Source organism: Flavobacterium sp. 38-13 (assembly GCF_001899155.1).
Lineage (GTDB): Bacteria > Bacteroidota > Bacteroidia > Flavobacteriales > Flavobacteriaceae > Flavobacterium > Flavobacterium lindanitolerans.
The window spans coordinates 75,884-100,318 of record NZ_MKVG01000004.1 but is presented as its reverse complement, the minus strand read 5'-3'; the positions used below and the strand labels follow the sequence as shown (position 1 = coordinate 100,318).

Sequence of the window (24,435 nt, the reverse complement as noted above, 5' to 3'; positions counted from 1 at the left end):
AAAATCCTCATTCCGATAAGGAAAACCGTAAATGATAGAAAAATAAATAACTGATGAAATTCTACACTTTTTGCAAGACCATTGTTTGCTATAATTCCGAGAACAAATGCTAATATGATCAAAAAAACTGCAATTGAAATTTTAAAGATTTTCATAAATACTTCTTTAGTTTTGAATTCGTAAATAAATGCATTCGGAAATCATATAGCCCTTTTGAATTAGCAAATACATATTGCTCGTATTGGGCGTTTTCGCTCCAATTCCCAGAGCCTTCAATCACATAAAATGATTCATGCGTTTTTATGATACAAACCTTACAATGAGCCCAGGCATATATAACTTCAAAATTTGGCCGGCTTTTTGCCAACGCCATAACGTGTTCAATTGTAAGCGGATTTCTCTTGATCATGCTATCAGAAATCAGCAATGTTATTTTTTCAATCATTCCGGAATCATACAATTCAACCAAAGCATCAATAACTTTTCTACTAATGCTATAAGTAGTAGCGTGTAATTCTTTTATAGGAAAACGTTTAGCTATAAATGGAATGAATGTAAAAGCATTAAAAGCAGTATCAGACTGAAGGAAAAAATACTCTTCTTCCGTTGGAATCCTAACCAAACTTTCTTCTAAAGAACTTACTTTTTCAAAATGGGTTACCAGGTATTTGGAAACCCATTTCTCCGGAAGAAGCTCATCTTTGTCGCCGTTAAATTTTTCGTGTAAATCGAAAAACTTATTTCTTAACCCCGAGCTTTTCATCTACCAAATCCAGCTTTTCCTTTCTCGCTTCAATTCGCTCAGTTAATTCAAGAGTTCTTTTTTCTGTGATTCCGTCAGCTTTAAGCTTCGCATTGTTCTCAGAAAAGAATTTCACTGAAGAGTTTTTGAAATTTATAAGCTGCTGCTGAGTCATTTTTTCAACCTCTTCTTTTAACCTGATCGTTCTGAATAATGGATGCTTTTGTAAAAAAAAACCGTGCTCTTTATAATTGTTCAGCTCATCATAGATAGCCTGGTTCTCTGAAAAATCCGAAACCGCATCTTTTGAAACTTGTACCTTTTCTTCTTCAGACAACTCTATTTCTCCCGCATCAAATTGCTCCAGCTTTTTATGATTTTCCTGATAGCGAATCCAAGCCGCAATCTTTCGCCCAACTAAAACGTGCGCTAGATCAGGACAATCGGGATTATTCAAAAAAGGAAATTCTTCCCTCAACTTTACACCCTCTTGTTTTTCAGTTTTATCGTTAGTTACTACAACGGGATCATTGACGGGGATGCTTCCGGTATTACCTGTATCGATTGTTGTATTATTCAAATGCACAAATCTTATTACTTCCTTAAGTAACTCAAACAATTCATTACTTTCGACTTTCAGTGCAGCATCAGCAATCTCAGTTAGGCTAATCGATTTACTCAGAAAATATTCAACAGCCTTTTCAATAAATTGTTCTTCTGAATATTGCTTGATTTCGTTTTCCTTTTCTTCATTAAACAGTTCAGCTTCTCCCGCAAAACTCATGAGCAAGCAAAACAACTGTAATCTTGTTGCTTGAAAATCATTAGCCTCTGAAGGTAGTTTTGAGACTGCTTTTTTCCTTGGAACTAATTCGGAATCTTTAATGTTGTGGATTTTCTGCAAATCGTACTTTAGAGCCTCCAAGTTGGTTTGTGAATACCCGGAAGCATTGTACATTCTTTCAGAAGCTACGCTTTTGCCTGGAGACTGTCTGTAAAATTCAAAAATCCTATTAAATTGCTCAGACTTGTTCGATGGCAATTCTTCTTGGAAGAACTTGATTATCTTTTCTCTCATAATTGTCTTATTTAAAATTATTTATAGCATGGTAAATTTGGTAATAACCTTTTTATTTACCTGTGACATCAAAAAATGTCATAGCTGATAACTTGAAAAAGAGAGAAAAAAAAGCCACTCTTTTTTGAGGGGCTTTATTCTTAGGTTTATCCGATCGTAATTTTTAAATCTCCGTCTAAATTTTCAATTATTAAATTATGTCTTACAATCATAATGTCCTTAGGATTTTCAGAATCTAAATCTAAAATAATAAATTCTTTATCTGAAATACCTTTGGAAGAAATCCGAGAACTAAAAAAATTATAATATTCTTCATCAGATTTAAACTCAAAACCAAGTTCTTTAAGCACCATTGCACAGTACTTATGAAATTGTGTCTTCCTAATAACTTCAGCTCCTTTTATCAATTCTAGCTCAATGCTTTGCAAGTGCCTAAAAATTTCATCTTTTGAATCATAAGCTATTTGAACTTCTTTTGCATAATCATCGAATCTAGTAAATGTCACGAAAGTCTGAGGAAGTTCTTTATAACTTCCTTTTCGTTCATAACCATAAACAATACGCCTAATTAAATGATCGCCCAAACTAAAAAAGCTTTTTGCTTCTATAAATGATTTTTCATAAGGATCATTGCCCATTCTTGATCGACACTCTGACATAATAAATAATTTATATATAACAAAAATAATAAAACCACTCAAAATGAGTGGTTTTATTTGATTATGATATTTAATTTATTCTATTTTCTTGAAACTTCAATTAAATATTTATTTGCACCGGCATCAAATACCTGAAAATTTATTACGGCGCCTTCAAGACCAACCCAAGCAACTCCGTCTTTCAGAATAGCGCTATTAGCTAAAACACCAGATGAAAGAGTTGCAGGATCATCGCCACCGCCGCCCATAAGGGTAATAATCGTTCCATGCTCATGCTCAATGCTATTGAAAACAACGGCCGCAGTTTCCTCTAAAGATGGCAATTTATAAACTGCTCCATTTGCAACTGTTAAGGCAACAGCTCCTGCATTAGCGATATTGGCAGGATCAGCGAATACCAAAGCACCAGTGTAATGTCCCGGAACCCACTTAGAAGAAGCTGTTTGTTCAAAAACAAACATGTGTTTTCTGGCATCTGCATCATCCTGAAGGGATGGTTTCATTTGTATTGGTGCGCATTTTGTACCCAATACTTTTCTGAAATTGTCAGAACAGCTTCCATAAATAAGCCTGCAGTTTACACCAAGCCAGTTTTGGGCAAATTCTGAAATCTCCAATTCATTCCCCGGATGCTCGCATTCAAACTTCTGTTTTATTGAGACAGCATCTTCATCACCATCACTTTCATAAGAAGCTTTGCTTTTTGATGGAGTCATGTAAACTTCTATCATTTTGGCTCCAGGCTTAATAATATAGTTCCCTTCCATCTTGACGCCTTTTGAATTCCTGATAGGTTCAAACAAGATATCGTCATCAGCAACAAGCGCTAAATTTGGCTCTTTTGGAGCCGAAGCCCCCGGAGAACTACCGGAAGGCTTTGCTACATTTGTTCTTACGTACATTTTTATCTAAAATTAAGGATTAATAAGTCTATTGGTTTCTAACCATACTCCGTCAATACGTGTCAACTGAATGAAATCCGCTGCTTTTGCTAAAGTAACAGCTGATACAACATTGATATTTCCTGTGTCTGATAAAGTAACATCAGAATCAGCAGTAGCATTTCCGAAAATCTTGATAGATTTACCGTCTACACCATTAAGGATATTTGTAATAGCAATATCACCAGTTCCGGAATAAACGAATTTTTGCCCTTCATTTGCATCGATTACCGCTTCATCAAAAGTTACATCTGGGATAATTATTACTTCAGGCCCAGCAGTCCTACTTACCTCCTTTACAGTTCCATCATCTTTGACGAATAAGGTAAGGGTTCCTCCTGATTTTAAATTAAAATCCGCATTCCCAACCAAATCAATTTTTGCCCCATCCTTAACATTCTTAACACCAGAAAGGCTGGTATCTCCCTTGATTTTGATTACTGCACCTGGTGTAGTCCCGGTAAGTTCCGTAATGTCAGTATTCCAGCCTTTTGTTACGTATAAATTTTTATATGAAACCTTTACTTTTCCGCTTTCATCATCATGTACAGGGACAAAGAAATCAGCAGGCAATACCGGCGCTGTATTAGACCATAATGTTTGAACTGCAAATTCCAATGGATCATTTTCTTCAAGAACATTACCTATATGAATGAATCTGATACCTAGCTTATAATCCGCCCAGATATAAATCATTCTTTTTAGGTACTCAAAATGATATAATGATTTTTCTGCCGGCACATTTTCAAGAATCTCAATATTATCATTAAAAGTCAAAAACATAAAATCGCTGCCTTCCATATCAACAAGCGGACAAAACGAAATATTTGAGTAATCTTTTGGATTTTTTGGATATCCTTGGTAATCAGTATTTGTTCCATAAAGCTGCTCATATCTTCGCTTGTAAGTTTTGAGCCATTCTTCTGAAAGATAAAATACAAGTCCAAGTTGATTTCTAACGTCATAAGGAAGTGATTTTATAAAATTATCAACGTAATCGACAATATTTACAGCTGTTGGCAAACCTAAATCGAACGGCCTATATTTTTTCGTTACATCTCTGGCCTGTTGAGCCAAATAAAGCAATCCATTTTGACGGTTTATGAATCTGCCTGGTACAGTAGCATCTTCAGGAGTTTCAACATAAACCCCTTTTATTGAAGCAATCCTGTCTTCAGTTCGGGCTTGTTTATCAAGTTCAGAAACTAAAAATCGTACGAAACTTTCTTTATAAGGCTGCGAACCTTCCTTATTCATCATGTTTAACCATGAAGCTTCAATTTTTTGGAGATAGTACCCTACATATTCGATATCAATCTGTACAGGGAAAATCTGGCCTTCTTCAGCTTGAATTTTTTGCTTATTCTTTGGAAGCCATGGCAATTTTCTTGCTTGAGTAATTTCTGCAGTAGAAATAGTAGCATCTGCAATTTTATGATCAACCTTTGTTTTCTTTGGCCAGAATTCTGGCAAACCGAATGTATCACGGTGCAAAGATTTAATTGCTTCAGGATTTTGCCTAAAATACAAACCTAGATCGTCATTAAGCTTCTGAATTGTTGGCTGATCTGCAAAATTTGTAGCAGCGCTTGTTTGTCCGGAAGCTAGTCTGTTCCATGGACGCCCTTCGAATGCATCATAAGCCTGGTTGCTTGCAAAAAGATGCGTAGCGGAATGTACGACTTTTTGTCCTTTTCCAGATGTTTGTACAATAGCCAATGGATTATCTCCTTCAGGTTCTTTAATTAATGCTGAAATTGTACTTTCCATTTCCTTCTGTTTCGCTGAAATAAGTTTTAATTGAGCCAACAAATCTGGTTCTTTACCTTCACTACCAGCAATGTCTCTTAATTCTTCCTCAGATAAATTAGTCTCTTTAACAAGAGCAGCCAACTCATCTTTAATTGCTTTAAGCTGAAGATTACTATTCTGCAGCTGCTTAATTTCGCTATTCATGCCTTCAATAGCTTCGGCTGTCATTTCTTTACCAAGAACAGCTTCAATTTTAGCTAGTTCTTCAGCTGTAAAATCAACCTCTTTTTTCTCGGCATTGATAGGGATTTCTTTAATGCCAAGCAATGTGCTTAAAACAGCAGCAGTCTTGGCCAATAGTTTCCATTTCATAGGATTACGGGATTAGATGTTAAAAAATTATTTATAGTGTTTAGTCTCACTCATTATGTGTAACAAATTGATTGTAGAATCAATATTTCCGATTGAATCAATCAACCCAAATTCAATTGATTTCTCAGCTCCAAATGTTTTTCCTGTTAAAACACCAACCTCTTCTTTAAGGTTGGGTCTTGAATCTTTCACGGCGCCTTGAAATTTAACCGCCAAAGGAGAAAGATGTTCCTTTTTAATAAGTTCGTATTTGCCTTCACGGGCAAGCCTTACAGCTTCATTTTTATGAGGGCTTTCGTCAGCATATATTTCATGAACTTTGTAACCCAAAGTTTCAAGGTAAGGTATGTTATCAATAAAAGTGCTCATTACGCCGATAGAACCTATCTGTGCAGATATATTGTTATCAGCTATTATCTTATCAGAAATAGCCGCTGATGCCCAATATCCTAAAGAGCAACATTGGTCTACCAGACTGATCAGCGGCTTTGTCCTTACTTTTCCAAATTCTAAAAATGGCGATATTGCCGAAACAGCTCCACCTGGAGTATCAACATTCAAAATTGTTCCAATAATATTGGCATCCTGTTCAGCTCTCATTAAAGCCCTAGAAATTTCATCCGCACCATACGTACACCAGTCACCTCTTTTTAATATTGGCCCCATCATGTCAATTACAGCTACAGAACCTTCTGGAGCAATTACTTCACCGTCATCATTTGCCTGAACTTTTTTCCCATTATCATCTATAATTGTGACTAGGGATTTTGGCTGAAAATTTAGATCAACATCTTCTCCAGTCAGAATTTTATATGCTATAGGTGCATAAGTGGCCAATCCATCGAAAGACATCAACCATTGGCCACGGACAATATCCATTAATAAAGGATTAATTTTCATCTTGAGATTTTCTTAAATTAAAAAATACTGCAACCTTTCTTATTATATTAAAGCGTTTGTTTAAGTAAAAAATGGAAATGCTTATTAAAAGAGCAACTAGCCACCACCAAGAGAAAAAATTATATTGCTTTTTATCAAGATTTGTTGCTCCCTTTTTCTTTGAACCTTTTTTCTCCAATTTCTTTTGGATCAACACTGAAGAAGATTCGGTTTTTATTTCTGAACTTATTTCTTTTTCTTTTGAATCAGTCTTTTTCTCGTTTGACCTGATTTTGGCCTTGCCTTTGCCTTTGACTGTCATTTGCGTTTTGGTTCCGTCGGCTTCAATTTTTTCAACAAATAAAGAATCTCCCTCGCAGCCTTCATACTCTATTTCAAATCCTTTTTCGTTAATGACAGAGCTATTTTCTTTTATCTTTTCGTTATTTACATTCAGCTTATTAATTGCCAAGCTGTCTGATGATTTAACTACCTCTTCAGAACTTACTTCAGATGAAGTGCTTTTTTTCTTGGCGCCACATGAAAATACTACTATCAAAAAGGACAATGCGAAAAAAAACAATGTCAAAGATTTTATGATTTTAATTTCTTTTTTCATCTTACCTGTTTTTTGGAAGTTTTAATTTATGGTAAAGAGGGTTTTCAGCTTCCATCAAGTATGAATATTCAGCATAAGCGTCGAAAGAAGGACAATTTTTAATTCTTTCCCATGACTCAATAGCACCATTCTTATTTTTATCGTCTGAGAAATGATAATGACCAACAATCATAACATTTTTTAGGTCGTTCCCATTTTGGAAAAGCCATTCTTTCATTAAAAGAATTTCTTTTAGAATACCATCTTTTTGGGCCTGTGTCCTGGTATCTTTTGCTTTATTTACATTAGTTTGCTCAACGCCACCTCTATAGCATATATGTAAGCATTGGCTATTAAAGCCCGCAACACCATTAGTCACATTTTCATAAGAAGATAACTTATTAGGTGTACCGTCATAGTCAATCCAGGTATTATATCCGGGAGATTTCCAACCTAATGTATTTTTCCAATAAGCCTGCATGCTTTGAAGCGTTCCATGACCGGCCTGGCAATGAATAACTATGTATCTTATTTGTTTTGCTCTACTCATATCGTTTGTTTTTTATTGATTCTAAATGCAAACTGTCGATGGCCAACCGTTGCTCAATTTTGCTTATTGCATCATCAATCTTGTTTTGGTTTAATACAATCTCAGTTCTTTCATCCAAAATGCTTTGTGTTGGATAATCTTTTGGCCCGATTGGAGGCAAAAGCAAAGCGCTGAAAGTAATCACGGCAAAAAAAGCTATCGTTGATTTCATACTTCTTTTTTTATTTTATTAATTTCTTTTTCCTGAAGGATGAGCATTTCAAGAAGATGATTGAATTTTTCGACATAGAATTCCAAGTTTTTTGCATACTCTTTTTGGTCTTTAGCCCTTTCATTATTTATAGCGTCAAGCTTTGCCGATAGCAGATCAGAGTTTTCTTGATGCCGGCGATCGTTCTTATAAGCCAGAGAAACAATCACCGCAATGATCACAATGTAATTGAGCTGAATTCTTTTTGTCGGGACCAATTGAAAATACCAATCAAAGAGTTTTGGTATTTTATCAATGTATTCGTTAATCTTCATGGGCTCAATAATTTATTCAAATGTAAATTGGCCCTATAAGATTGGCTGTAACGCCTTTTTAGAAGTAATTTAAAACCATGGGCGATTTTTTATTTTGGAAGCGAACCACTAATTTCCCTTTTCTTTTTTCCCTGTAGTAAAGCTGCCTTAAGGTATCAACAGAATAACCAACTTCTAAAAGATCATATTTCTCAATAAATTTATTTATTGTTGAAATTACTTCAGCTTTGCTATTATTTTCCAAGCATCCATTCATATATGAAATAAATGACATGCGGAAAATATCTTCTAAAAGATCGTTTATGTCCCGGCAAGCTTCTTCCGGAAGTTTTAAGAAAGAATTCCTTCCATTAACCTGGCGGTAAAATTTGCCTGAATAGGTTTTGGATGGTGTATCAGATATTGATAAAAAAAGATTAAAATCCTGTACTTCTAATGGAACTCCTGACTTTTCCATAAGCAAACGCATAATCCTGCCTACAGATGAAACAGAAGGAGGAAAAAGCACAGATTTATACCTCTTGTTAAGATATAAGGCTTCTCCGCCTTCAGATTCATTGAAGAAGAACGGAACAAGATGTTCACGTAACCGGACGGGTACAAGACTCATTTAAAAAAAAATATTATTCGACAATTTCCCAATTTTCAGGCAGAAGATTAAAGATTGTGTGAACACCATCTATAAGTTCTGTTTGTATTTTTTCTAATAAAAAATTTGCTAATTCATTATCAATATTTGCAGATCCATTTAATTGCATAGCCAGAATTAAACTTGCTTTTTCTTCCGGAAGAATCCAATTTTTAGAAGTTAATAGCCTGAAAGATTCAAGATGGTAATAGTTGATATTACACCTAAAATTATTTGAAATGACATCATTTACCAGGGAATTGATCTCTATTAGAATAGTCCCTGAATCTTGTAACATTGGTTCAAATACAGCAGCTGTGGTAGACTTTATCTTTGCCATTATTCGTATGTATTATTTATGATTTTATTGATTTCTGTATTAAAAGCTTCAAGATTTTTACTCCCTTCAAGACGATATTTAAGACCGCTTGTTGTTACAAATTGCCCAACAGTTCCATTGAGATTGTTTCCTAATAGGGCAAGAGGCACTGTTGACAAAGCGCCTGACGAAACGTAAGAAGCAGTATTTGTTAAAACACCATCAACATATTTATTATGTGTATTGCCGTTTTTTACCTGTAAAATATTTGCATTAAGCGTATAGCCGCCAGTTCCAGCAATCGAACCCGAATGCAACTGACAAGCAGAATTTGACGCTGCAAAATTGTTAGTTGAACCATTACGAGTTCCCCATACAGCTGAAGCTGCATTTGTAAAACCAAATTGATGGTAAAAAACTGAAACATTGCCAGGCAAAGCTTTTACTGAGTGTAATGAAGGTGTAGGCCCCAACCAATAACCTCCACCCCCTCCAGTCCAACCAGAACCGCTAACAAATGAAGGTTGAACCGGGCTATCAAGATATCCTACTCTTGATACTATACTTGGATTTTTCTGATTTAATCTAGTAAAATTTGAATACAGAGAACTTTTATCAAAAAAATAGATTGTATCGAATTCATTCCATAATTCTAATTGCTTCAAAAAATAGATTCTATTGTTATCTATCCTTTGATGTTCAGCATCAGGCAAAGTAAAACCCAAATCAAAAGCTCTGTCCAAAACATCCTGGTATTCTGGCTGAAGTGGAAAAGATTTAGTATAACCACGTCCGAAAATTAAAAAATTAGATGTTATCATGTTTTAAGTTCGCCCTCCAGTACGAAAGTATTTGTCGAACCATCTCTAAGCAAAGTTCCCAATTTAAAAGGTTCGAGTATTTTTCCTTTATGCGCATCAAATGACACAGAACTACCTTCAACAAAAGTAGCTGTAGCCCCGCTGAAACATCTAAAAACGCAATCAAATTCGTTTTGCAATGTTGATGGAACGGTAATTGTCGCATTAGCTTTTACCTTCACAAAAGCGCCATTATAACTTTTATCAAGGGTAGTATTTCCTGTTATTGTTTTTTGTGGCGTATAATTCTGTCTATTAGAAAAATCGAAGACATAATTTCCACTAGCATTACCGACATAAGAAAATCTAAAAAAAGCAGTTTCACCAGGCTGAATAACATAATCAGCCTGATTTGGACCTATAAATTTTGTTGTGCCCGTACCAGCCGAATTTTTGATAGTCAAAGGTATCGTTTGATTATTTTTTATGCCCAATTGTTTTCCAACATAAGCATCAGCTGCAGTGTTGACGAGATTTAGTGAAGCAAAAGATGTACAAGCTCCATTGAAAATATAAAATCCATAATTAGCTGCTATGGTATATGAAGCCACATCACCACTTAGACCAAAAAAAAGTTCACTGCTATACGATTTTTTTACATAAACATTCCCAGTACCAGGTATTTCCGGATTGCCAATCGAGTTATCTGTAACAATAAAGGAAGTGGCTTCAAGCGTGTTTGGATCTGGAGCTGGTTTTATGGCTATTACGCCTTCAACACCTCTTTTGACATAAGAGTTGCCGTTTTGTCCCAATAAGACAGAATCCTGTCGAATTTTCCCTGAAGCAGAAAAAGTAATGGGATATGATCTTTCATCCTCATTAGTAGAAATAACTTCGTTTATTTTCCATACCCAGGCAGAATTAAGTACTATTGAATTTCCTACCAAAGCTAAACCTGTCTGAACTAAAATTTCATCCCTTAAAGGCGCTATCCTACTATTTATATCATTTATGGACGAAAAAATTAAATTAATTTCTTCAGCACTCAAATAATATTTTTCTCCAAATTGTTGCAAAGCTGCAAGCAGATCAGGACTGTTTACTTTTTCAACCCAATTGATAGGAAATGTTATAGCCATATTAGTTTAATGTTAATGGTATAAATGATGGTAATAAGTAGGTATCCGGATTAGGAACAAACCCGGAAGGCATTATTGAAACGGTTTCAAATTCAGCTTCAGCCGTCTTATGATTTGTTTTTACACTAACTTTTGGTCGGGCATTCTGTTTATAATCATTCCTTCCAATTACGACATCTTTCCCATTAGATAGCTTTATTTTCAAGAACTTAACTCTGTGAAGTAAAACTATTCGTTCAGCTCTATTATGATCAGTTGAAGGGAAACGTACTGTTAGTTTTTGTTTGTACGAAGTTCCGGCATTATTAGTAGAGCTTTCTTCAGCAAATTCTACTGTTGCAAATCCAAAATAGATTTTTTCGAAATCTACATTTTCAATTGCAGAGTTATAAAATGGTTGCCAATCTGGAATATTTGATGCGAGTAGTTCGCCACTGAACGCAAGTTCAATGCCACAGATATTAGAATTATCCCAAACTTTATTGAAAATGCTCATATCTATATTTTTTAACGAAGATAATAAAAATTGACTTATAGTATATTTTTAATCAATATAATTGACTTTTAGTCAATTATTATTAAAAAAAAATACCTCTCAAGTGAGAGGTATTTTTAATTAAAGTTCAAATTTCTATGAACGGCTGTTTTGTTTTGATCTCCATGTACGAAATTCATATTCAAACTTTTGACCTAAAGCAGCCATGCATTCGGCCACATTCTTGAATCCTTTTGAAATTGAAAATTCCATTTTTTGATCATAAACGTTTTGGTTTTCTATATCTGGAGAAGGTCCCAGACTTTTAACCCCAAACAATTCGGCCTGATCACCAATACCCTTAGTAATCTTAAAAGCTTCTAATTGTGTTTTTGCATTATTAATTAGAGTTCCTGCTATTTCATTAATTACTTTTGCATCCTCTCTTTTAATTTTACCATTTTTCAAATCATCTAAAGTTGAAAAAAGTTGTTCGCTTAAAGTGTTTAAATTATTCATTTTCCGTTGTTTTTAAGTTCTTTTGATAATTTATTAAATATTGATATCGCTTTTTTTAATTCTTCCGGAAGCATTTTTCTTGTCTCAGCATTTCTTAACGCATGCTCCGTTCTGTTTACTACTTCTAATTCAGCTAGAGTTAATAACCGGCTACTTTTTGAATTCTTTTTTGGCACAACATACTCGTTAGGTTTTAGCGGACCATTGTTCTTAATCCAAAGCCATCTGTAATAATGGACAAAACCTTTTTCAGTTTTAATAACAGGAAAATAATTTTGGCTAAACTTAGTCGACCAAAATTTAATTGTACCTATTTCTGAAGCCCCTCTTGTTTTCCATGTTTTGCCATGAAGGTAACATCCAAGAAGAACATTTCTTTCTTTAATTAAATGAATTTCTTCAGGAGTTCTTGATAGATGCAAATAGTTCCTTTTTTTTTCAATATGCTTTAAGGTCCATTTTTTTTCTTTTGGCCATTTACTTTCGAAAATTGTAGCCAATTCAACATCTCCTTTTGTTTTATAATTCTCTTTTAAATATTCAATTTGTTCAACACTCCAGTACTCAAGTTGCATCCTCTTAAAACCATTCTGATATAGTAGTTCTCTCATTCTTTGCAACTTCAAACCAAAATGATCAGCAATTTCTTTATTACTCATCGAATGATAATTTTTTTCTATAAAATCTATATCTTCAGGTAAGAGAATAATTTTTTTATGTTTTCCTTCAATTGGCATTTTTTACAGATTAAGATTATTCCAAAGACATTATCACATAACCCTTTTTAAGTCCGAACTGACCTCCTTTTAAAATATGACTAACGGTTTTATGTTGCACGCTTCCAGTATATTTTTGAGTTTCTGGATTAAATTCTTTTAAGCAAAGTTCGTCACCCACTTGAAAGCCTCTGTCGTCTTTCCTTAATTCAAATTTTTTTACTCCATTCCAAATATCCTCGAAATGCTCATTCCATATTTTTAATTCATGTGTTTTCATTGTTCTGTGATTAGTATTTGATAGGTTTTAAGCTTGATTTTAAATATAGCGGATGCTTAGGAGTTCCGTCTTTTGCCAAAGCCAGATAATGAAGTTTTCCTGCAGGAACATCTTTCAAAGGCAAATAACCAGGATAAAGCTTCTCAAGCCGATTTATAATTGATGCATTGCCCCAGGCACAGATTACTTTTTCACATTTTTCAGTAACCAAACGGATATGATCTAAATTTTCTGGTCCTTTTGGATCATGGATTGAAATCATCGCTTGAGGATGGCGTGACCTGTATGCGTAAAGATTTACGACATACAGGCTACCATAACCCCAAGACCTTGCAAATTCAATACAACGTTTTATCGTGTTATCATCTTTTTCTGCATCTGCAGTAGAAGGATTCAACATGATAAAACAAACAGCCGGCAGTTCTATATCCCATACTCGAGATAATTGATATCTATATTGGCCGCATTCTGATATTGTTGCTGATCTTTCCATTTAATTAAAATAAGATTGATATTAGAATAATCACTACAATCACATAAACAGCTGTATCAAAGCCAATTTCATGTACTATTTTTTTTTTCATTTACTCTATTTTTAAATAATTAAAGTCCTGATAATCATCTTTTGTTTCAGTTAGAACAGAAACAAATTTTTCCTGATCTATTTGGGATTGTATCAATTCCCATCTTTTGTTTATGCCTAATTTTGAAAGATGATTAACATTTTCAGAGAAAAGCATTCGACCAGAATTCATTGGTCTTTCGTATATTCTTAGATATTTATTTTTCATAACTTATATTCTATACTTGTCTAATAAAGCTCTCAGCTCACGCCTAAATTCATTTTCATCTTCTCCTGATATCCAAATCAGATTTTCTCCGTTAACATTAACTTTTGACTCAAATTCATCAGAGCTGTCAATAGTTATTTCTACATCGTTATTTGAATAAACTGTCTTTACCATTAGTCATTGTTTTTATCATAGTAACATTCAGCTTCAGAGTCGTAGTAAATCCATGTATTAAAGTATCGCTGGTGGAAATCTACAGCCAGGCTAAAGCAAAAAATGTTGTCTCCTTCGCTTGTGTTAAACATTTGGCGACAAACTGCCATATAAGCTTCTATATTTGGAACCAATTGTAAAAGTTCATCGCCTTCTTCTTTAATCAGAACCTCTAACACTAAGAATTCACCAGAAGTATAGTTATCGGATTCATGAATACCCTTATTTCTTTCAATAATTTTATTCATAACCTCCAAGAGATTATAATCAGCTTCTTTGAAATAATCAGAAAACAATTCTGAATTTAATACAGACTTTTCTTGATTAGGCAATTCCGGAACTGGCTTATTTTGCATTTTTTCTGAAACTTTATTGAAGGCAAGCTCCGCATAATCCCCTAAAGTCTTTCCTCGGTTTGATGCTAGAATATTTAAGTAATAAAGTGTATCAGCCAATTCTAAATCAAAGGCATCAATCCTGACTGGATCAATAAATACTTCAATCTCTAAATCTTTATTCTTCCTAATTTTCTTTTTAATATTGTCAATAATAGCTCCAACCGAAGATGCTGCAGCCAACTCATCTCCGTACAGAAATTTTCCCTGCTCTTTTTTCATGAGAATTGTTTCATGTAATACTTCAGCAGATTCTCCAAATAAACCAAGTAAAGCTACCGGGTTAATTTCTCCATTGAATTTATAGCCTAATCCGGCTTGTAATTCAGTCAATTTTTCAATTTGATTTGTCATGATATTAATTATTAAGTGATTATTTATTTTTTTTATCGAATTTTAGTTACAGTGAACATTTTATATTTTTTTTCTCCCTTTGTGTCCATCTTCCATATTTCAACTGTATAGGTATCTATGGCATAGGCTCGACAAGCATATTCAGCAGAAAAATTGTTCGTGCGTGGAATTTCTTTTATCTGATTGAAAAAACTATTACACCAACTTTCAGAGTAAGTTGAAAACGAAGTTTCCATTTCTCGCACAATTATTGCGATTTGAAGTTCCTGTTGGCCATTCCCAACCTTATGCCTTTCTATATTCCAAGTTTTATCAAACATTTGTATAATTTTTAATTATTTTTTTAATTCTAAACATTCATAAACGCATCGATACATAAATATTCTTGATGAATCTTCAACGATATCGAAATAAATTTTTAATCCTGTTGACCTTTTAAGGATAGTAACTTCAGTACCCGTTTTAAGCACTTCACCTAAACCGTTTGATAAATCCTGAAGTAGAACAGCTTTTTTATCTTTAAAAAAGCTGTTCGGCTTATTGTAAGCGATATTGAATTTCATTATTCTAAAAAGGTATATTTATATACTGAGCGATGAAAACTAAAATACCGGCAGCTAGGAAACCTAACGAGAACCATAGCAACCTGCTTACTTTTCTGTCTGATTTTGCCATTTGATAGGATTCTTCAGAAATTGTGTTCTTAAAGTAGTATTCACAAAATCTTTTCAAACCTTCCCCTGTCAAATTACAATCACTAATATCTTTAGGAGAAGAAATTTCAGTTCCCCAAAATTCTGAGAACATTTTACAAAATTGTTTGTTTAAATATGACGACATAACTATAACTGGATTAATGTTGCTGGAGAAAAAAAGAATTCGACCTGTTCAAAGCCGGATAGATAAATCCGTTCTTTGTATCTGCGTTCTTCAAAACGAGCAGATATCGGCCTACATCGCTTATATTTTGCATTAAGCTCGGCGAATTTAGATTCTATTACTGATTGCATTTTAAGGATATCCTTAATATCAATCAGAGTTCCTTCCAACGTGGCTAAATAATCCATCACTTCTTCCTGAAGATTGTTTTTTGGAGTACTAAAATTCCCTCTTGATATTAAATAATGTGTTTTTTTCATGGTTCTAATTTTAAAGTGATTTGATTTGTCTCATCAAGCAGCTCTACATCATCTGGATGGTATTTGGAACTGAAATCTTCTCCATCTAATTGAATTTGGAAAAGATAGACGTAGCTTTGGCCAGATAATTTATAGGTACAGGCTTTTACTATTGTCCCTTTTTTAAAATGCGCCAGGACTCGACCTCCTTTACGCATCCATTTCTGTTTTCTCATGCTATCTGCTTATAATTTTTTTTTTCAAAATGTTGGTTTTCATAGGGCACAAAAACTTCACCTCTTGATATTTTTAACTCCAATTCATACATGAGCGTGGAGTTATTGATGTAATATGGTCCGTAAACGAGCCGATTTTGAAAAAGAAAATATACTCTGTTCATTTTTGGAGAATGGTTGGCTTCAGCAACATCGCTTACTTGAGCTTCCCGCAGCACTAGATTAAAAGGATATTCATAAGCACCATCTTTACTCATACCCGTAATAACCCCAATATTTCCTACCAACATTTCAGAATAGAGTTCTTTAAAGCTAGTGTGTTTTGTTGTCAAAAAAGGACCGCTGAAATTATCAGAATCTTTCTTTGAATAAAAAAAAGTAGTGTTTTCCTTCACTGACTGTACACCTCTTAATTTTCCTAATTCTCCCGTAAATAGATCATATTTATCAGCTCTACGGAGAGCTGCGGGAATTTCAAGTATTTTCATATTACATCTGATCTAGTTGTTTTACACGTTCGAGTGACTTTTCTCGTATAAAATCCACTTTGTCTCTCGACAAATCGCCTTCAAACATTACATATAGAAATGCTTTGCAACTTTTATCAAGTTCTGCCCAGGTATTGCAGTTCTTAAAAACAGCTTCTATTTCTAAAAAAGAATACATTTTAATTAATTGAGTGTTGGACTGTAATATCCTTCCACGTAATCATGTTTTGTAATCTCATAATCATCCTGATCATCTAATTCCAACATGCATAATTCAATAAGTTTGATACCCATAGTTCCATCCATACGGCAATAACCTTCCTGTTTTTCAAATTGCCGTATAACACCATTAATATTGCAATTATGCTCTATTGATAATAAAATTGACATTTCCGTAAGTTGCTTTAAAAAAGCTTCCAGATAATTTTTATTATTCCTTAATCTGGAATCCGCATCTGAAAAAAAATCGACCATAGTTTTTATCATATCCATCATCGAAAATTTTTCTTTTGAAATAAAATCAAAATTTATTTCGACAGTTAAACCCGCTGAAGTTGGCAAGTGTTCAATTGTATATCTCTGTATATTTTTCATAACGATATGTTTTAAAACCAACCTATACAGGTAATATTATTTTCTAAATTTTGTTTGAAAGATGAATTAGGAACTTCAGATTTTCTTCTTTCAAAAATCGCCAGCTGCTCAGCTGTAATATCTTTTACATTTAAAAAGACATTTTCCCATCCGTCACCTGTTTTGCCAGCAACTAAAATCGTACTGGTGTCTAAAGGATTATCTTTTTTGTACTCATTATAAAAAGGTGCTTTCCACCCGGCAATTTCAGCTAAAATTTCTTTAGCTTTTTCTACACTTCGATTGTTTAGTGCCATAGTAATAAATATTTAAGTGATTAATTTTTTAAAAATTTGTTATCCATATATAGGAAATTTCAGCTCCCAACTTTCCCGACATCCCGACCCCTGATTTTCAGTCCTTTTTTAGTCTTTATGTCGGGAATGTTGCAGAAATAAAAAAAACATTCCCAACTTTCCGCTACATTCCCGACATTATCACAACACTAATTCTTTTATTTTTAGCTTTTTAAGTATGTTGGGAAAGTTGGGAAGTTAAAAAGGCTCGTCCGTCTCCGTTTTTAATCCATTATATTCGCTTGGGGGTTGCAGGGGGGCAACACCAAAGATGTTTGTTTGTCCGGATTCGCTATCAACTTGATTAAGTTGGAACATGATAGATCCGACGATATCGTTTTTTAATACTTCCGACATTTGGTCAAGATTAATTACAATAGCGCTGGTTCTGTTAGCTTCTCGACCTGAATCAAAGCTATAAGACTTCCTGCTTTCGATATAGAATTCAGATTTTTCAATCTGTTCTAAAATAGAAGATTTAGCTGGTGCTGCTTCTTGAAATTGTCCCCACCAAGATCTTTGTATTTTTGAAAAACAATGTGTCCAATTAAAGAACAGTAAATTACCTTCTACATTCACTATGTTCTTAACCTGAATCCTTTCTTCTTTATGGCCACGCAAGGAAGCTATAAACAGCTGCCAAAACTTATTCAATATAGATGCTGAATTAATTTTTCTGATTTGTTGATCAAATCCTTTTCCGAAATGATTTAGCATTTCAGGCTGAGAAAATGGGAAATAGTTAAAATCCTTGAATATCTCATATACTGAGCATAAAATGGATATATTAAAAATCATTCTTCCTTTAGCTTCAGGGAATTGTTCCTGAAGTATACCTTTCCAGTTTCTTTGCGTTTTATCAAATTTTTCCTCGAATAATTTTCTATGCTTAAAAATTTCATCAGAATATCCGGAAAGGCCATGAGCTGTCATGTCCTTAAGTTCATCGAAACTTCTTGTTTCTTCTTCAGTAAATTGGTTTTTTGTCATTTCATTCCAAATCAATCTAAGAATCAAAGGTTCTTCATCTGGATAATCATTACCTGTTAAGACAGCTGAGCTCTCTATTGGAATACTGTCGGTCCCAACATGACTTTCTATATTTCCTCTTTTATACCCACGTCTGTCCCACAATGCCTTCAGCATTCCGTTAAGCTGAGAGTTGCCACGTTTATATTCTGACAGCTGAGAAATTCCATTCCTGAATTGCGCAAATTCCCTAACCTGTGCCTTGATTGTAGATACTTGTCCTTCAAGGTTTATAGCTGTCTGCGGTATTCCAACAAAGCTTTGAACTATTTCTGCTAATTCGTCCTTTCCGGTTGATCCAGGTCCATAGAAAAAAAGTATTGGGAACTTATCTATTTTTGCCACAACGATATCCTGGAATAATGATGCTATTCCGAAAAGGATAGCCGAAATACCATGATCACGATGAACTTGAATTACTTTTGAATTGAATGCATAAAACGACGTCGGGTTCTTCATTGCCTTAAACCGTTTTTGAGCATCAAATTTGAATGAGTTATTTTTATATATTTCGTTCGCAGATGGTATATAATAGTATACATTATCCTTTACAAAAATTCCGTGCTTATCTAAAGGAATGTCATTACCCTCTTCTGTTGTGATCTTATTATTCCAAGCCCAAAATTTCCCATCTGGCTGCCATCCCAAAACATCTATTTTTCTACCATTACCCATTTTATCAAATAAGTATGTGCGTAGCCGTAACAGATCGCTTCTATTTCCATCAAATCTGAAATTTCCATGCCCAGTAACAGTATTGTCAAATGCTTGTGGCGTGTTAAGATTTTCCGATTGTGTATCAAATATTTTTTCTTCTCCATGCACATTGGCAATCCTTAGCAATTTCATTGGAAATTTTTCATCCTGCATGTGCTGAAGTATCTCAATCATAAAATTTGATTTTTTGCTGAAATGAATATACTTTGCACCGGGATCGCTTAATGACATATAGATTTGGTTATTGGCCATGAACATGCCGTATTTGCGTATATCTTTCTCCAACTCAGACAAAGGAACCTTAACTTCTTTCGGGAGTTCTATTTGGATAAAATCATCATCTTCATCAATAACCTCGATATTATTTGCCAACGCTTCTTTTATCCAGCTTTTAATGGTTGTAAGCTTGACTTTCGATTTTTGGGCTAACCAACCAGAATAAATTTCAATTAATGACGTATCGTTAATATTTGCGATCAGATCACAAAGTTCTTTTGTCCCGTCTGTAATTTTAATCTGCGTTCCAACCAGAAGATTATCCATTAAAAATTCAAAGCCGTCTTTAAGTATCTCAGGCTCTTTGAGCATTTCAGGCAATTTGTATTTTTTTATTGAATCAGAATATAACCTGGTAAAATCATCCGGATCACATGGCAATAAGCAGACTTCTACACGGAATCCAGATTTCATAAATGCCGGAATATATTTAATCATTGACTTAATGCCGGCCGCATCAGGATCAAAACAGAAAATAACCTTGCTGCATAGTCTTTTGAGTTCAGAAATCTGTTGATCAGTTATCGCCGTTCCGCAGGAAGCAACAGTATTTTGCATATCATTAATATACCAGCCAATAACATCATTATACCCTTCCATAATCCAAGCTTCATTATTCTTGACTATAGAATGCCTGGCTTTATCTAAACCATACCAAACTTTTGACTTATTGTACAAAAGATTAGTTTCGCTAACATTTGGGTTAATCCACTTGGCATATTTTTTATTATCTGAAAGACTACGCCCCGCAAGACCAATGATCATTCCTTGAATATCATTAATTGGATATACCACACGTTTGCTATACTTGTCAAAATTCTTTTCACTGATAAGACCAAGTTCTTTTCCTTCAGTAATTTTGCCCGAAGAATAAAGCTTACCATAGAGAAAATCTTCAGGGGCATAACCAATGCCCCATTCGACAATAACATCGTTTGAATACCTTCTTTTATCTTCGATTTCAAAACGAGCAGGATGATCTTCAGGAAGGCTATTGTATTGAAGAACATAATTATTATGAGTAGCTTTAAGAACCGATCTTAAACTTTCTTTTTTTTCGGTCTTTATTTTCCGTTTTGTTTCAGCTTCTTCAGATAAAACTTCATATTCAACAGCAGTATTATATTTGCTCGCTATTGTCTCAATCGCTTCAGGGTAGGACATCCCCTCATAATTCATAAAAAAAGATATTAAATTGCCGCCTTCTCCAGAACTGAAGTCTTTCCAAATTCTTTTAACCGGGGAAACTGTAAAGGAGCCGGTCCTTTCGTTTGTTTTCGGGGATTTGCCTACATAAACACTACCTGATTTTTTTAATTGAATATAATCGCCAATTACTTCTTCAATAATTGCGATATCCATGAGCCTTTCAATAAATTCTTTTTTTATAAAGCCTCCCATAACTAAAATTTTATTTTGACTTTTAGCCAACCAAATAAATTTATTTTATGCTTTCTGATCTGATGGCCAGTTGCTATTGCTTGATTTTTCAACTTATATAGTTCCAAAAGCAATGGATGAGAAAGCCTGTCAATTTCTCGCTCAGTAAAAAAGCCTGAGTTTGTAATTTCTTCAATCTGTTCCTCGAGAAATTCAATTTTTGATAAGTTGTTGTTTTCTGTAGCTTTCATATTAGTTCAATTGTTTTTTTAAAACCGTCCTCCAGAAGAAGGACGGTTAACGTGTATGCACATACACAAGTTGTAAAAGAACGTAGTACAGCTTATAGCTGAATAATGTTAAAGAAAATGGCAACTCTTACAAGTTCCTGTTTTGTCTTAATTGACAGCTTCTTATATAATTCTTTTTTTACCTTATGGAAAGTACCCAAAGGAATACTTGCCTCTTCTGCTATAACATCATTTGTCAAATCCGTAGATGTTTTTTGCATAAGTAATATTTCCAAATCATTTAATCTGTGACCATTGATTTTCGGGAGTTTACACAATGTACCCTCATAACTGCAGCTCCCTCTTTTGGGACATGGCCAGTATTCGCCATCCTGAACGATACCATCTTTTATATCGGGTTGGAAATCCAATCCCCCAAACCTGCATAAGACAAATTGTTCAATCCGTTTCATTTCCGAATCCGGATGCAATTCGTTCAGCGCTGCATTTATTGCCTCATTTTTTTCAATTTCTTCCTTCAGAAGCTGAATGGTGCAAAATGAAGACTCTGCAAAATTTTTAATGGTTCCGTTTTGAATAATTTTTAATTCTTTCTCATGCTGAAAGAACTCCGTTGATGAACAGGCCATCCCAGGAAAAGTTTTTGTTTGCGTCATGGTATTGATTTATTGCAGGTTACTGATCAGTTTATCTTTCTGCGCCTTATTCTCCAAAGAGACTTCGACCAAGGCATTCAAGACATTTAATCTATTATCGGTAACTTTTTGAAGTTTGTTTCTGATGTTACGAATAACACCGTCGTTTATTTTCGCTTCTGGTCCTAATTTTTTTTGGACTTCAGAAACATAGTTATGTGGCAGATGCTCTTCTATTATGTCGAAGGCTTTTTCAATATGCAATTGCATATCATAACGTTCGTTTTTTTCTATTATATTTGTCATAAGTTTTGTATATCTGTCACAAATCTAATAAAAAAATTGACCTGTGGTAAATTTTAGTCAACTAAAGTTTACTTAAAGTCATTATTTATATTAATTCTAAATTATGGTGTGGAACGAAAAATTGGCAATGTATCTTAAAACAAAGGGTATTAGCCAAAAAGAAGCGGGAAAAAGGCTTGATACGAGTACTTCTATGATGAGTAGATATCTAACCGGAAAAGATAAAGTAAACTCAGACTTCATCATCAAACTGCTAAAAGTCTTTCCGGATATTGACCTCCGGTCAATTTTTTCGGATGAGCCCCCAAATCTGAAAGAAAATGACTTCTACGACCCCCCAAGAGAAATTAATGTAATCAACGAACTTGAGATTATTGAAAAAAAAATTACGCTTATAAAAGAATATTTGGCACAAAAAAGCCACAACGAAAAATAAAACCTAGTATTAACAATGTCTGCGAAGCATAGTCGTAATCCTTCTGCGTTCACAAAAAAGCAACTTCAAAAGAGTTGCTTTTTTTGTTTTTATCCCTTCTGATAAGTAACTTTGTGTTTGAAAAAACTTACAATATAAAATTGAAATTTGGAATGAAAACACACAAAGTAAATTACAAGCTAATTAGTTTTATTGTTGGATTTTTGGTGTGGTTATCGGCCACCGTATTATTTAGAGTTGCAGGACACTATTTTTTTATTGTCGACAACGCATTAGTAATGGCAGTTTTATATGTCATTCTGATACCAGCTTTAGGCCTCATTTCAACTTCAGTCTTTAATAAACTAAACTTAAACAATCTTGAAAGTATAAAATCTGCAGCCATTATGGTTTTACCCGGTATGCTATTGGATACGGTATGCATACAGTTTTTTGAAAATTTATTCCCTAATATGCCTGAAACCTATAGTAAGACTTTTGCTTCATGGTTAATGTTTGCCTACTCTATCGTTTTAATTTTTGGGCTGTTGAGAAAAAAACAGAAAAAAGAAATTGAATAGGAATTATAGCTATAATTGGCTCAATTATTTTAAATCCTGTAACCGAGAACTAAAATTTATTAGTAAGTGAAGCTTTTTACTTCTAATAACTTAATTTTTTTAACGCAGTTAATTTTAAACTTAATTCAAAAACTGGTTTCTATTTCTCCGAAAAAGAATTAAATTCGCAAAAACAAACAAAGAATTAAACAATTATGAATAAAAAAGTTGTCATTGTATCCGCTGCCAGAACTCCAATAGGAAGTTTTATGGGAGCTCTTTCTACTGTTAGCGCTCCTCAATTAGGAGCTGTTGCAATCAAAGGCGCATTAGATAAAATCAATTTAGATCCAAAGCTTGTTGATGAAGTATTGATGGGTAATGTTGTTCAGGCTGGTGTTGGACAGGCTCCTGCACGTCAGGCGGCTTTGTATGCAGGTTTGCCTGATAGCGTTATTGCTACAACAGTAAATAAAGTTTGTGCTTCCGGTATGAAAGCGGTTATGATGGGTGCTCAGTCAATCATCAGTGGTGATGCAGAAATCATCGTTGCCGGTGGAATGGAAAACATGAGCTTGATTCCGCACTATCTTCATTTGAGAAATGGTTATAAATTTGGCCCTGCTTCTATGATTGATGGTATGCAGAAAGACGGACTTACAGATGCCTATGACAATAATGCTATGGGAGTTTGCGCTGATCTTTGTGCTACGGAATATAAAATTTCCAGAGAAGAGCAAGATCAGTTTGCTATACAATCGTATGAGCGTTCTGCAAAAGCGTGGGATGCCGGAAAATTTGATAATGAAGTAGTTCCTGTTGCTGTTCCACAGCGAAAAGGTGACCCGATTATGGTTACTAAAGACGAGGAATACACAAACGTAAAATTAGATAAAATCCCAAGCCTGAATCCTGCTTTTACAAAAGAAGGAACAGTAACTGCAGCCAATGCTTCTACTATCAATGATGGTGCAGGAGCTGTTGTTTTGATGAGTGAAGAAAAAGCAAAAGCTTTAGGATTAAAACCACTTGCTTATATTAAGAGCTATGCTGATGCAGCACAGGAACCAAAATGGTTTACGACTTCTCCGGCTAAGGCATTGCCAAAGGCATTAGATAAAGCAGGGATAGCTATTAATGATGTAGATTTCTTCGAATTCAACGAGGCTTTTTCTGTAGTAGGTTTGGCCAATGCTAAAATTCTGGGATTAGACAACAATAAGGTAAACGTTAATGGTGGTGCAGTTTCTTTGGGTCATCCACTTGGATGTTCAGGTGTTAGAATTATCATCACATTGTTAAATGTATTAGAGCAGAACAATGCTAAAATTGGTGCTGCTGCAATTTGCAATGGCGGTGGTGGTGCT

Annotated in this window: 37 protein-coding genes; 3 read left to right on the top strand and 34 right to left on the bottom strand. The window is 34.3% G+C overall.

The window, feature by feature from the left end; genetic code table 11:
- Positions 1 to 151: 151 nt before the first annotated feature.
- The 34 genes from BGO88_RS01530 to BGO88_RS01365 all read right to left on the bottom strand — a co-directional run bounded on the left by BGO88_RS01530 (position 152) and on the right by BGO88_RS01365 (position 22,093).
- The gene (locus BGO88_RS01530) at positions 152 to 763 is read right to left on the bottom strand and encodes a hypothetical protein (RefSeq protein WP_286705705.1); all 612 of its coding nucleotides are present in this window, start codon (positions 761 to 763) and stop codon (positions 152 to 154) included.
- The gene (locus BGO88_RS01525; RefSeq protein ID WP_286705704.1) at positions 738 to 1,820 is read right to left on the bottom strand and encodes a hypothetical protein; all 1,083 of its coding nucleotides are present in this window, start codon (positions 1,818 to 1,820) and stop codon (positions 738 to 740) included. Before BGO88_RS01525 ends, BGO88_RS01530 begins: the two co-directional genes overlap by 26 nt.
- A gap of 146 nt (positions 1,821 to 1,966) precedes the next feature.
- Positions 1,967 to 2,479: a hypothetical protein gene (locus BGO88_RS01520; protein WP_286705703.1), complete on the bottom strand. Its 513-nt coding sequence runs from the start codon at positions 2,477 to 2,479 to the stop codon at positions 1,967 to 1,969.
- Positions 2,480 to 2,559: 80 nt separating this feature from the next.
- Positions 2,560 to 3,381, bottom strand: a complete 822-nt coding sequence (locus BGO88_RS01515) for a hypothetical protein (protein WP_286705702.1) — start codon at positions 3,379 to 3,381, stop codon at positions 2,560 to 2,562.
- Positions 3,382 to 3,393: 12 nt separating this feature from the next.
- Positions 3,394 to 5,544, bottom strand: coding sequence for a hypothetical protein (locus BGO88_RS01510; protein WP_286705701.1), 2,151 nt, complete (start codon positions 5,542 to 5,544; stop codon positions 3,394 to 3,396).
- Positions 5,545 to 5,571: 27 nt separating this feature from the next.
- On the bottom strand, positions 5,572 to 6,444 hold the full coding sequence (locus BGO88_RS01505) for a S49 family peptidase (RefSeq protein WP_286705700.1): 873 nt from the start codon (positions 6,442 to 6,444) through the stop codon (positions 5,572 to 5,574).
- Positions 6,434 to 7,042, bottom strand: a complete 609-nt coding sequence (locus tag BGO88_RS01500) for a hypothetical protein (protein WP_286705699.1) — start codon at positions 7,040 to 7,042, stop codon at positions 6,434 to 6,436. The genes BGO88_RS01505 and BGO88_RS01500 overlap by 11 nt, the downstream gene beginning before the upstream one ends.
- 1 nt (position 7,043) lies before the next feature.
- Complete coding sequence (locus tag BGO88_RS01495) at positions 7,044 to 7,571, bottom strand: peptidoglycan recognition protein family protein (protein WP_286705698.1); 528 nt, start codon at positions 7,569 to 7,571, stop codon at positions 7,044 to 7,046.
- Positions 7,564 to 7,782 carry a hypothetical protein gene (locus BGO88_RS01490; RefSeq protein WP_286705697.1) on the bottom strand — a complete coding sequence of 73 codons (219 nt, stop codon included), beginning with the start codon at positions 7,780 to 7,782 and terminating at the stop codon, positions 7,564 to 7,566. Before BGO88_RS01490 ends, BGO88_RS01495 begins: the two co-directional genes overlap by 8 nt.
- A complete protein-coding gene (locus BGO88_RS01485) occupies positions 7,779 to 8,096 on the bottom strand; it encodes a hypothetical protein (protein ID WP_286705696.1) in 318 nt (105 codons plus the stop codon). The genes BGO88_RS01490 and BGO88_RS01485 overlap by 4 nt, the downstream gene beginning before the upstream one ends.
- A gap of 58 nt (positions 8,097 to 8,154) precedes the next feature.
- Entirely contained in the window at positions 8,155 to 8,553 is a 399-nt protein-coding gene (locus BGO88_RS01480) for a hypothetical protein (RefSeq protein WP_286705695.1), read from the bottom strand.
- Between the two features lie 166 nt (positions 8,554 to 8,719).
- Positions 8,720 to 9,064 carry a hypothetical protein gene (locus BGO88_RS01475; protein ID WP_286705694.1) on the bottom strand — a complete coding sequence of 115 codons (345 nt, stop codon included), beginning with the start codon at positions 9,062 to 9,064 and terminating at the stop codon, positions 8,720 to 8,722.
- Complete coding sequence (locus BGO88_RS01470) at positions 9,064 to 9,864, bottom strand: hypothetical protein (protein WP_286705693.1); 801 nt, start codon at positions 9,862 to 9,864, stop codon at positions 9,064 to 9,066. Before BGO88_RS01470 ends, BGO88_RS01475 begins: the two co-directional genes overlap by 1 nt.
- The gene (locus BGO88_RS01465; protein WP_286705692.1) at positions 9,861 to 10,985 is read right to left on the bottom strand and encodes a hypothetical protein; all 1,125 of its coding nucleotides are present in this window, start codon (positions 10,983 to 10,985) and stop codon (positions 9,861 to 9,863) included. The genes BGO88_RS01470 and BGO88_RS01465 overlap by 4 nt, the downstream gene beginning before the upstream one ends.
- A 1-nt stretch (position 10,986) precedes the next feature.
- On the bottom strand, positions 10,987 to 11,481 hold the full coding sequence (locus BGO88_RS01460) for a hypothetical protein (protein ID WP_286705691.1): 495 nt from the start codon (positions 11,479 to 11,481) through the stop codon (positions 10,987 to 10,989).
- A 135-nt stretch (positions 11,482 to 11,616) separates the two neighbouring features.
- The gene (locus tag BGO88_RS01455; RefSeq protein ID WP_286705690.1) at positions 11,617 to 11,979 is read right to left on the bottom strand and encodes a hypothetical protein; all 363 of its coding nucleotides are present in this window, start codon (positions 11,977 to 11,979) and stop codon (positions 11,617 to 11,619) included.
- Positions 11,976 to 12,716 carry a hypothetical protein gene (locus BGO88_RS01450; RefSeq protein ID WP_286705689.1) on the bottom strand — a complete coding sequence of 247 codons (741 nt, stop codon included), beginning with the start codon at positions 12,714 to 12,716 and terminating at the stop codon, positions 11,976 to 11,978. Before BGO88_RS01450 ends, BGO88_RS01455 begins: the two co-directional genes overlap by 4 nt.
- A gap of 16 nt (positions 12,717 to 12,732) precedes the next feature.
- Complete coding sequence (locus BGO88_RS01445) at positions 12,733 to 12,975, bottom strand: DUF3850 domain-containing protein (protein ID WP_286705688.1); 243 nt, start codon at positions 12,973 to 12,975, stop codon at positions 12,733 to 12,735.
- Positions 12,976 to 12,985: 10 nt separating this feature from the next.
- Positions 12,986 to 13,468: a DUF1643 domain-containing protein gene (locus BGO88_RS01440; protein WP_286705687.1), complete on the bottom strand. Its 483-nt coding sequence runs from the start codon at positions 13,466 to 13,468 to the stop codon at positions 12,986 to 12,988.
- Positions 13,469 to 13,559: 91 nt separating this feature from the next.
- The gene (locus tag BGO88_RS01435) at positions 13,560 to 13,766 is read right to left on the bottom strand and encodes a hypothetical protein (RefSeq protein ID WP_286705686.1); all 207 of its coding nucleotides are present in this window, start codon (positions 13,764 to 13,766) and stop codon (positions 13,560 to 13,562) included.
- 3 nt (positions 13,767 to 13,769) lie between these two features.
- Positions 13,770 to 13,940, bottom strand: coding sequence for a hypothetical protein (locus tag BGO88_RS01430; RefSeq protein WP_286705685.1), 171 nt, complete (start codon positions 13,938 to 13,940; stop codon positions 13,770 to 13,772).
- Complete coding sequence (locus BGO88_RS01425) at positions 13,940 to 14,728, bottom strand: hypothetical protein (RefSeq protein ID WP_286705684.1); 789 nt, start codon at positions 14,726 to 14,728, stop codon at positions 13,940 to 13,942. Before BGO88_RS01425 ends, BGO88_RS01430 begins: the two co-directional genes overlap by 1 nt.
- 32 nt (positions 14,729 to 14,760) lie before the next feature.
- Complete coding sequence (locus BGO88_RS01420) at positions 14,761 to 15,048, bottom strand: hypothetical protein (protein WP_286705683.1); 288 nt, start codon at positions 15,046 to 15,048, stop codon at positions 14,761 to 14,763.
- A 15-nt stretch (positions 15,049 to 15,063) separates the two neighbouring features.
- A complete protein-coding gene (locus tag BGO88_RS01415) occupies positions 15,064 to 15,291 on the bottom strand; it encodes a hypothetical protein (protein WP_286705682.1) in 228 nt (75 codons plus the stop codon).
- A 4-nt stretch (positions 15,292 to 15,295) separates the two neighbouring features.
- Positions 15,296 to 15,535, bottom strand: coding sequence for a hypothetical protein (locus BGO88_RS01410; RefSeq protein ID WP_286705681.1), 240 nt, complete (start codon positions 15,533 to 15,535; stop codon positions 15,296 to 15,298).
- 35 nt (positions 15,536 to 15,570) lie between these two features.
- Positions 15,571 to 15,867, bottom strand: a complete 297-nt coding sequence (locus BGO88_RS01405; protein ID WP_286705680.1) for a hypothetical protein — start codon at positions 15,865 to 15,867, stop codon at positions 15,571 to 15,573.
- A complete protein-coding gene (locus BGO88_RS01400; protein ID WP_286705679.1) occupies positions 15,864 to 16,082 on the bottom strand; it encodes a hypothetical protein in 219 nt (72 codons plus the stop codon). Before BGO88_RS01400 ends, BGO88_RS01405 begins: the two co-directional genes overlap by 4 nt.
- The gene (locus BGO88_RS01395) at positions 16,079 to 16,570 is read right to left on the bottom strand and encodes a hypothetical protein (RefSeq protein WP_286705678.1); all 492 of its coding nucleotides are present in this window, start codon (positions 16,568 to 16,570) and stop codon (positions 16,079 to 16,081) included. The genes BGO88_RS01400 and BGO88_RS01395 overlap by 4 nt, the downstream gene beginning before the upstream one ends.
- Before the next feature lie 183 nt (positions 16,571 to 16,753).
- The gene (locus tag BGO88_RS01390; RefSeq protein ID WP_286705677.1) at positions 16,754 to 17,164 is read right to left on the bottom strand and encodes a DUF2528 family protein; all 411 of its coding nucleotides are present in this window, start codon (positions 17,162 to 17,164) and stop codon (positions 16,754 to 16,756) included.
- An 11-nt stretch (positions 17,165 to 17,175) separates the two neighbouring features.
- Complete coding sequence (locus BGO88_RS01385; protein WP_286705676.1) at positions 17,176 to 17,460, bottom strand: hypothetical protein; 285 nt, start codon at positions 17,458 to 17,460, stop codon at positions 17,176 to 17,178.
- A 237-nt stretch (positions 17,461 to 17,697) separates the two neighbouring features.
- Positions 17,698 to 20,922: a DNA primase gene (locus BGO88_RS01380; protein WP_286705675.1), complete on the bottom strand. Its 3,225-nt coding sequence runs from the start codon at positions 20,920 to 20,922 to the stop codon at positions 17,698 to 17,700.
- Positions 20,923 to 20,924: 2 nt separating this feature from the next.
- On the bottom strand, positions 20,925 to 21,152 hold the full coding sequence (locus BGO88_RS01375; protein WP_286705674.1) for a hypothetical protein: 228 nt from the start codon (positions 21,150 to 21,152) through the stop codon (positions 20,925 to 20,927).
- 92 nt (positions 21,153 to 21,244) lie between these two features.
- Positions 21,245 to 21,808: a helix-turn-helix transcriptional regulator gene (locus tag BGO88_RS01370; RefSeq protein WP_286705673.1), complete on the bottom strand. Its 564-nt coding sequence runs from the start codon at positions 21,806 to 21,808 to the stop codon at positions 21,245 to 21,247.
- 9 nt (positions 21,809 to 21,817) lie between these two features.
- The gene (locus BGO88_RS01365; RefSeq protein ID WP_286705672.1) at positions 21,818 to 22,093 is read right to left on the bottom strand and encodes a hypothetical protein; all 276 of its coding nucleotides are present in this window, start codon (positions 22,091 to 22,093) and stop codon (positions 21,818 to 21,820) included.
- A 103-nt stretch (positions 22,094 to 22,196) separates the two neighbouring features.
- Between BGO88_RS01365 and BGO88_RS01360 the strand changes: the two genes are divergently transcribed.
- The 3 genes from BGO88_RS01360 to BGO88_RS01350 form a co-directional block, all read left to right on the top strand.
- Positions 22,197 to 22,529: a helix-turn-helix domain-containing protein gene (locus tag BGO88_RS01360; protein WP_286705671.1), complete on the top strand. Its 333-nt coding sequence runs from the start codon at positions 22,197 to 22,199 to the stop codon at positions 22,527 to 22,529.
- A 152-nt stretch (positions 22,530 to 22,681) separates the two neighbouring features.
- Positions 22,682 to 23,089 carry a DUF5367 domain-containing protein gene (locus BGO88_RS01355; RefSeq protein ID WP_286705670.1) on the top strand — a complete coding sequence of 136 codons (408 nt, stop codon included), beginning with the start codon at positions 22,682 to 22,684 and terminating at the stop codon, positions 23,087 to 23,089.
- 194 nt (positions 23,090 to 23,283) lie between these two features.
- A partial coding sequence (locus BGO88_RS01350; RefSeq protein WP_286705669.1) for an acetyl-CoA C-acyltransferase occupies positions 23,284 to 24,435 on the top strand: 1,152 nt, incomplete at its 3' end.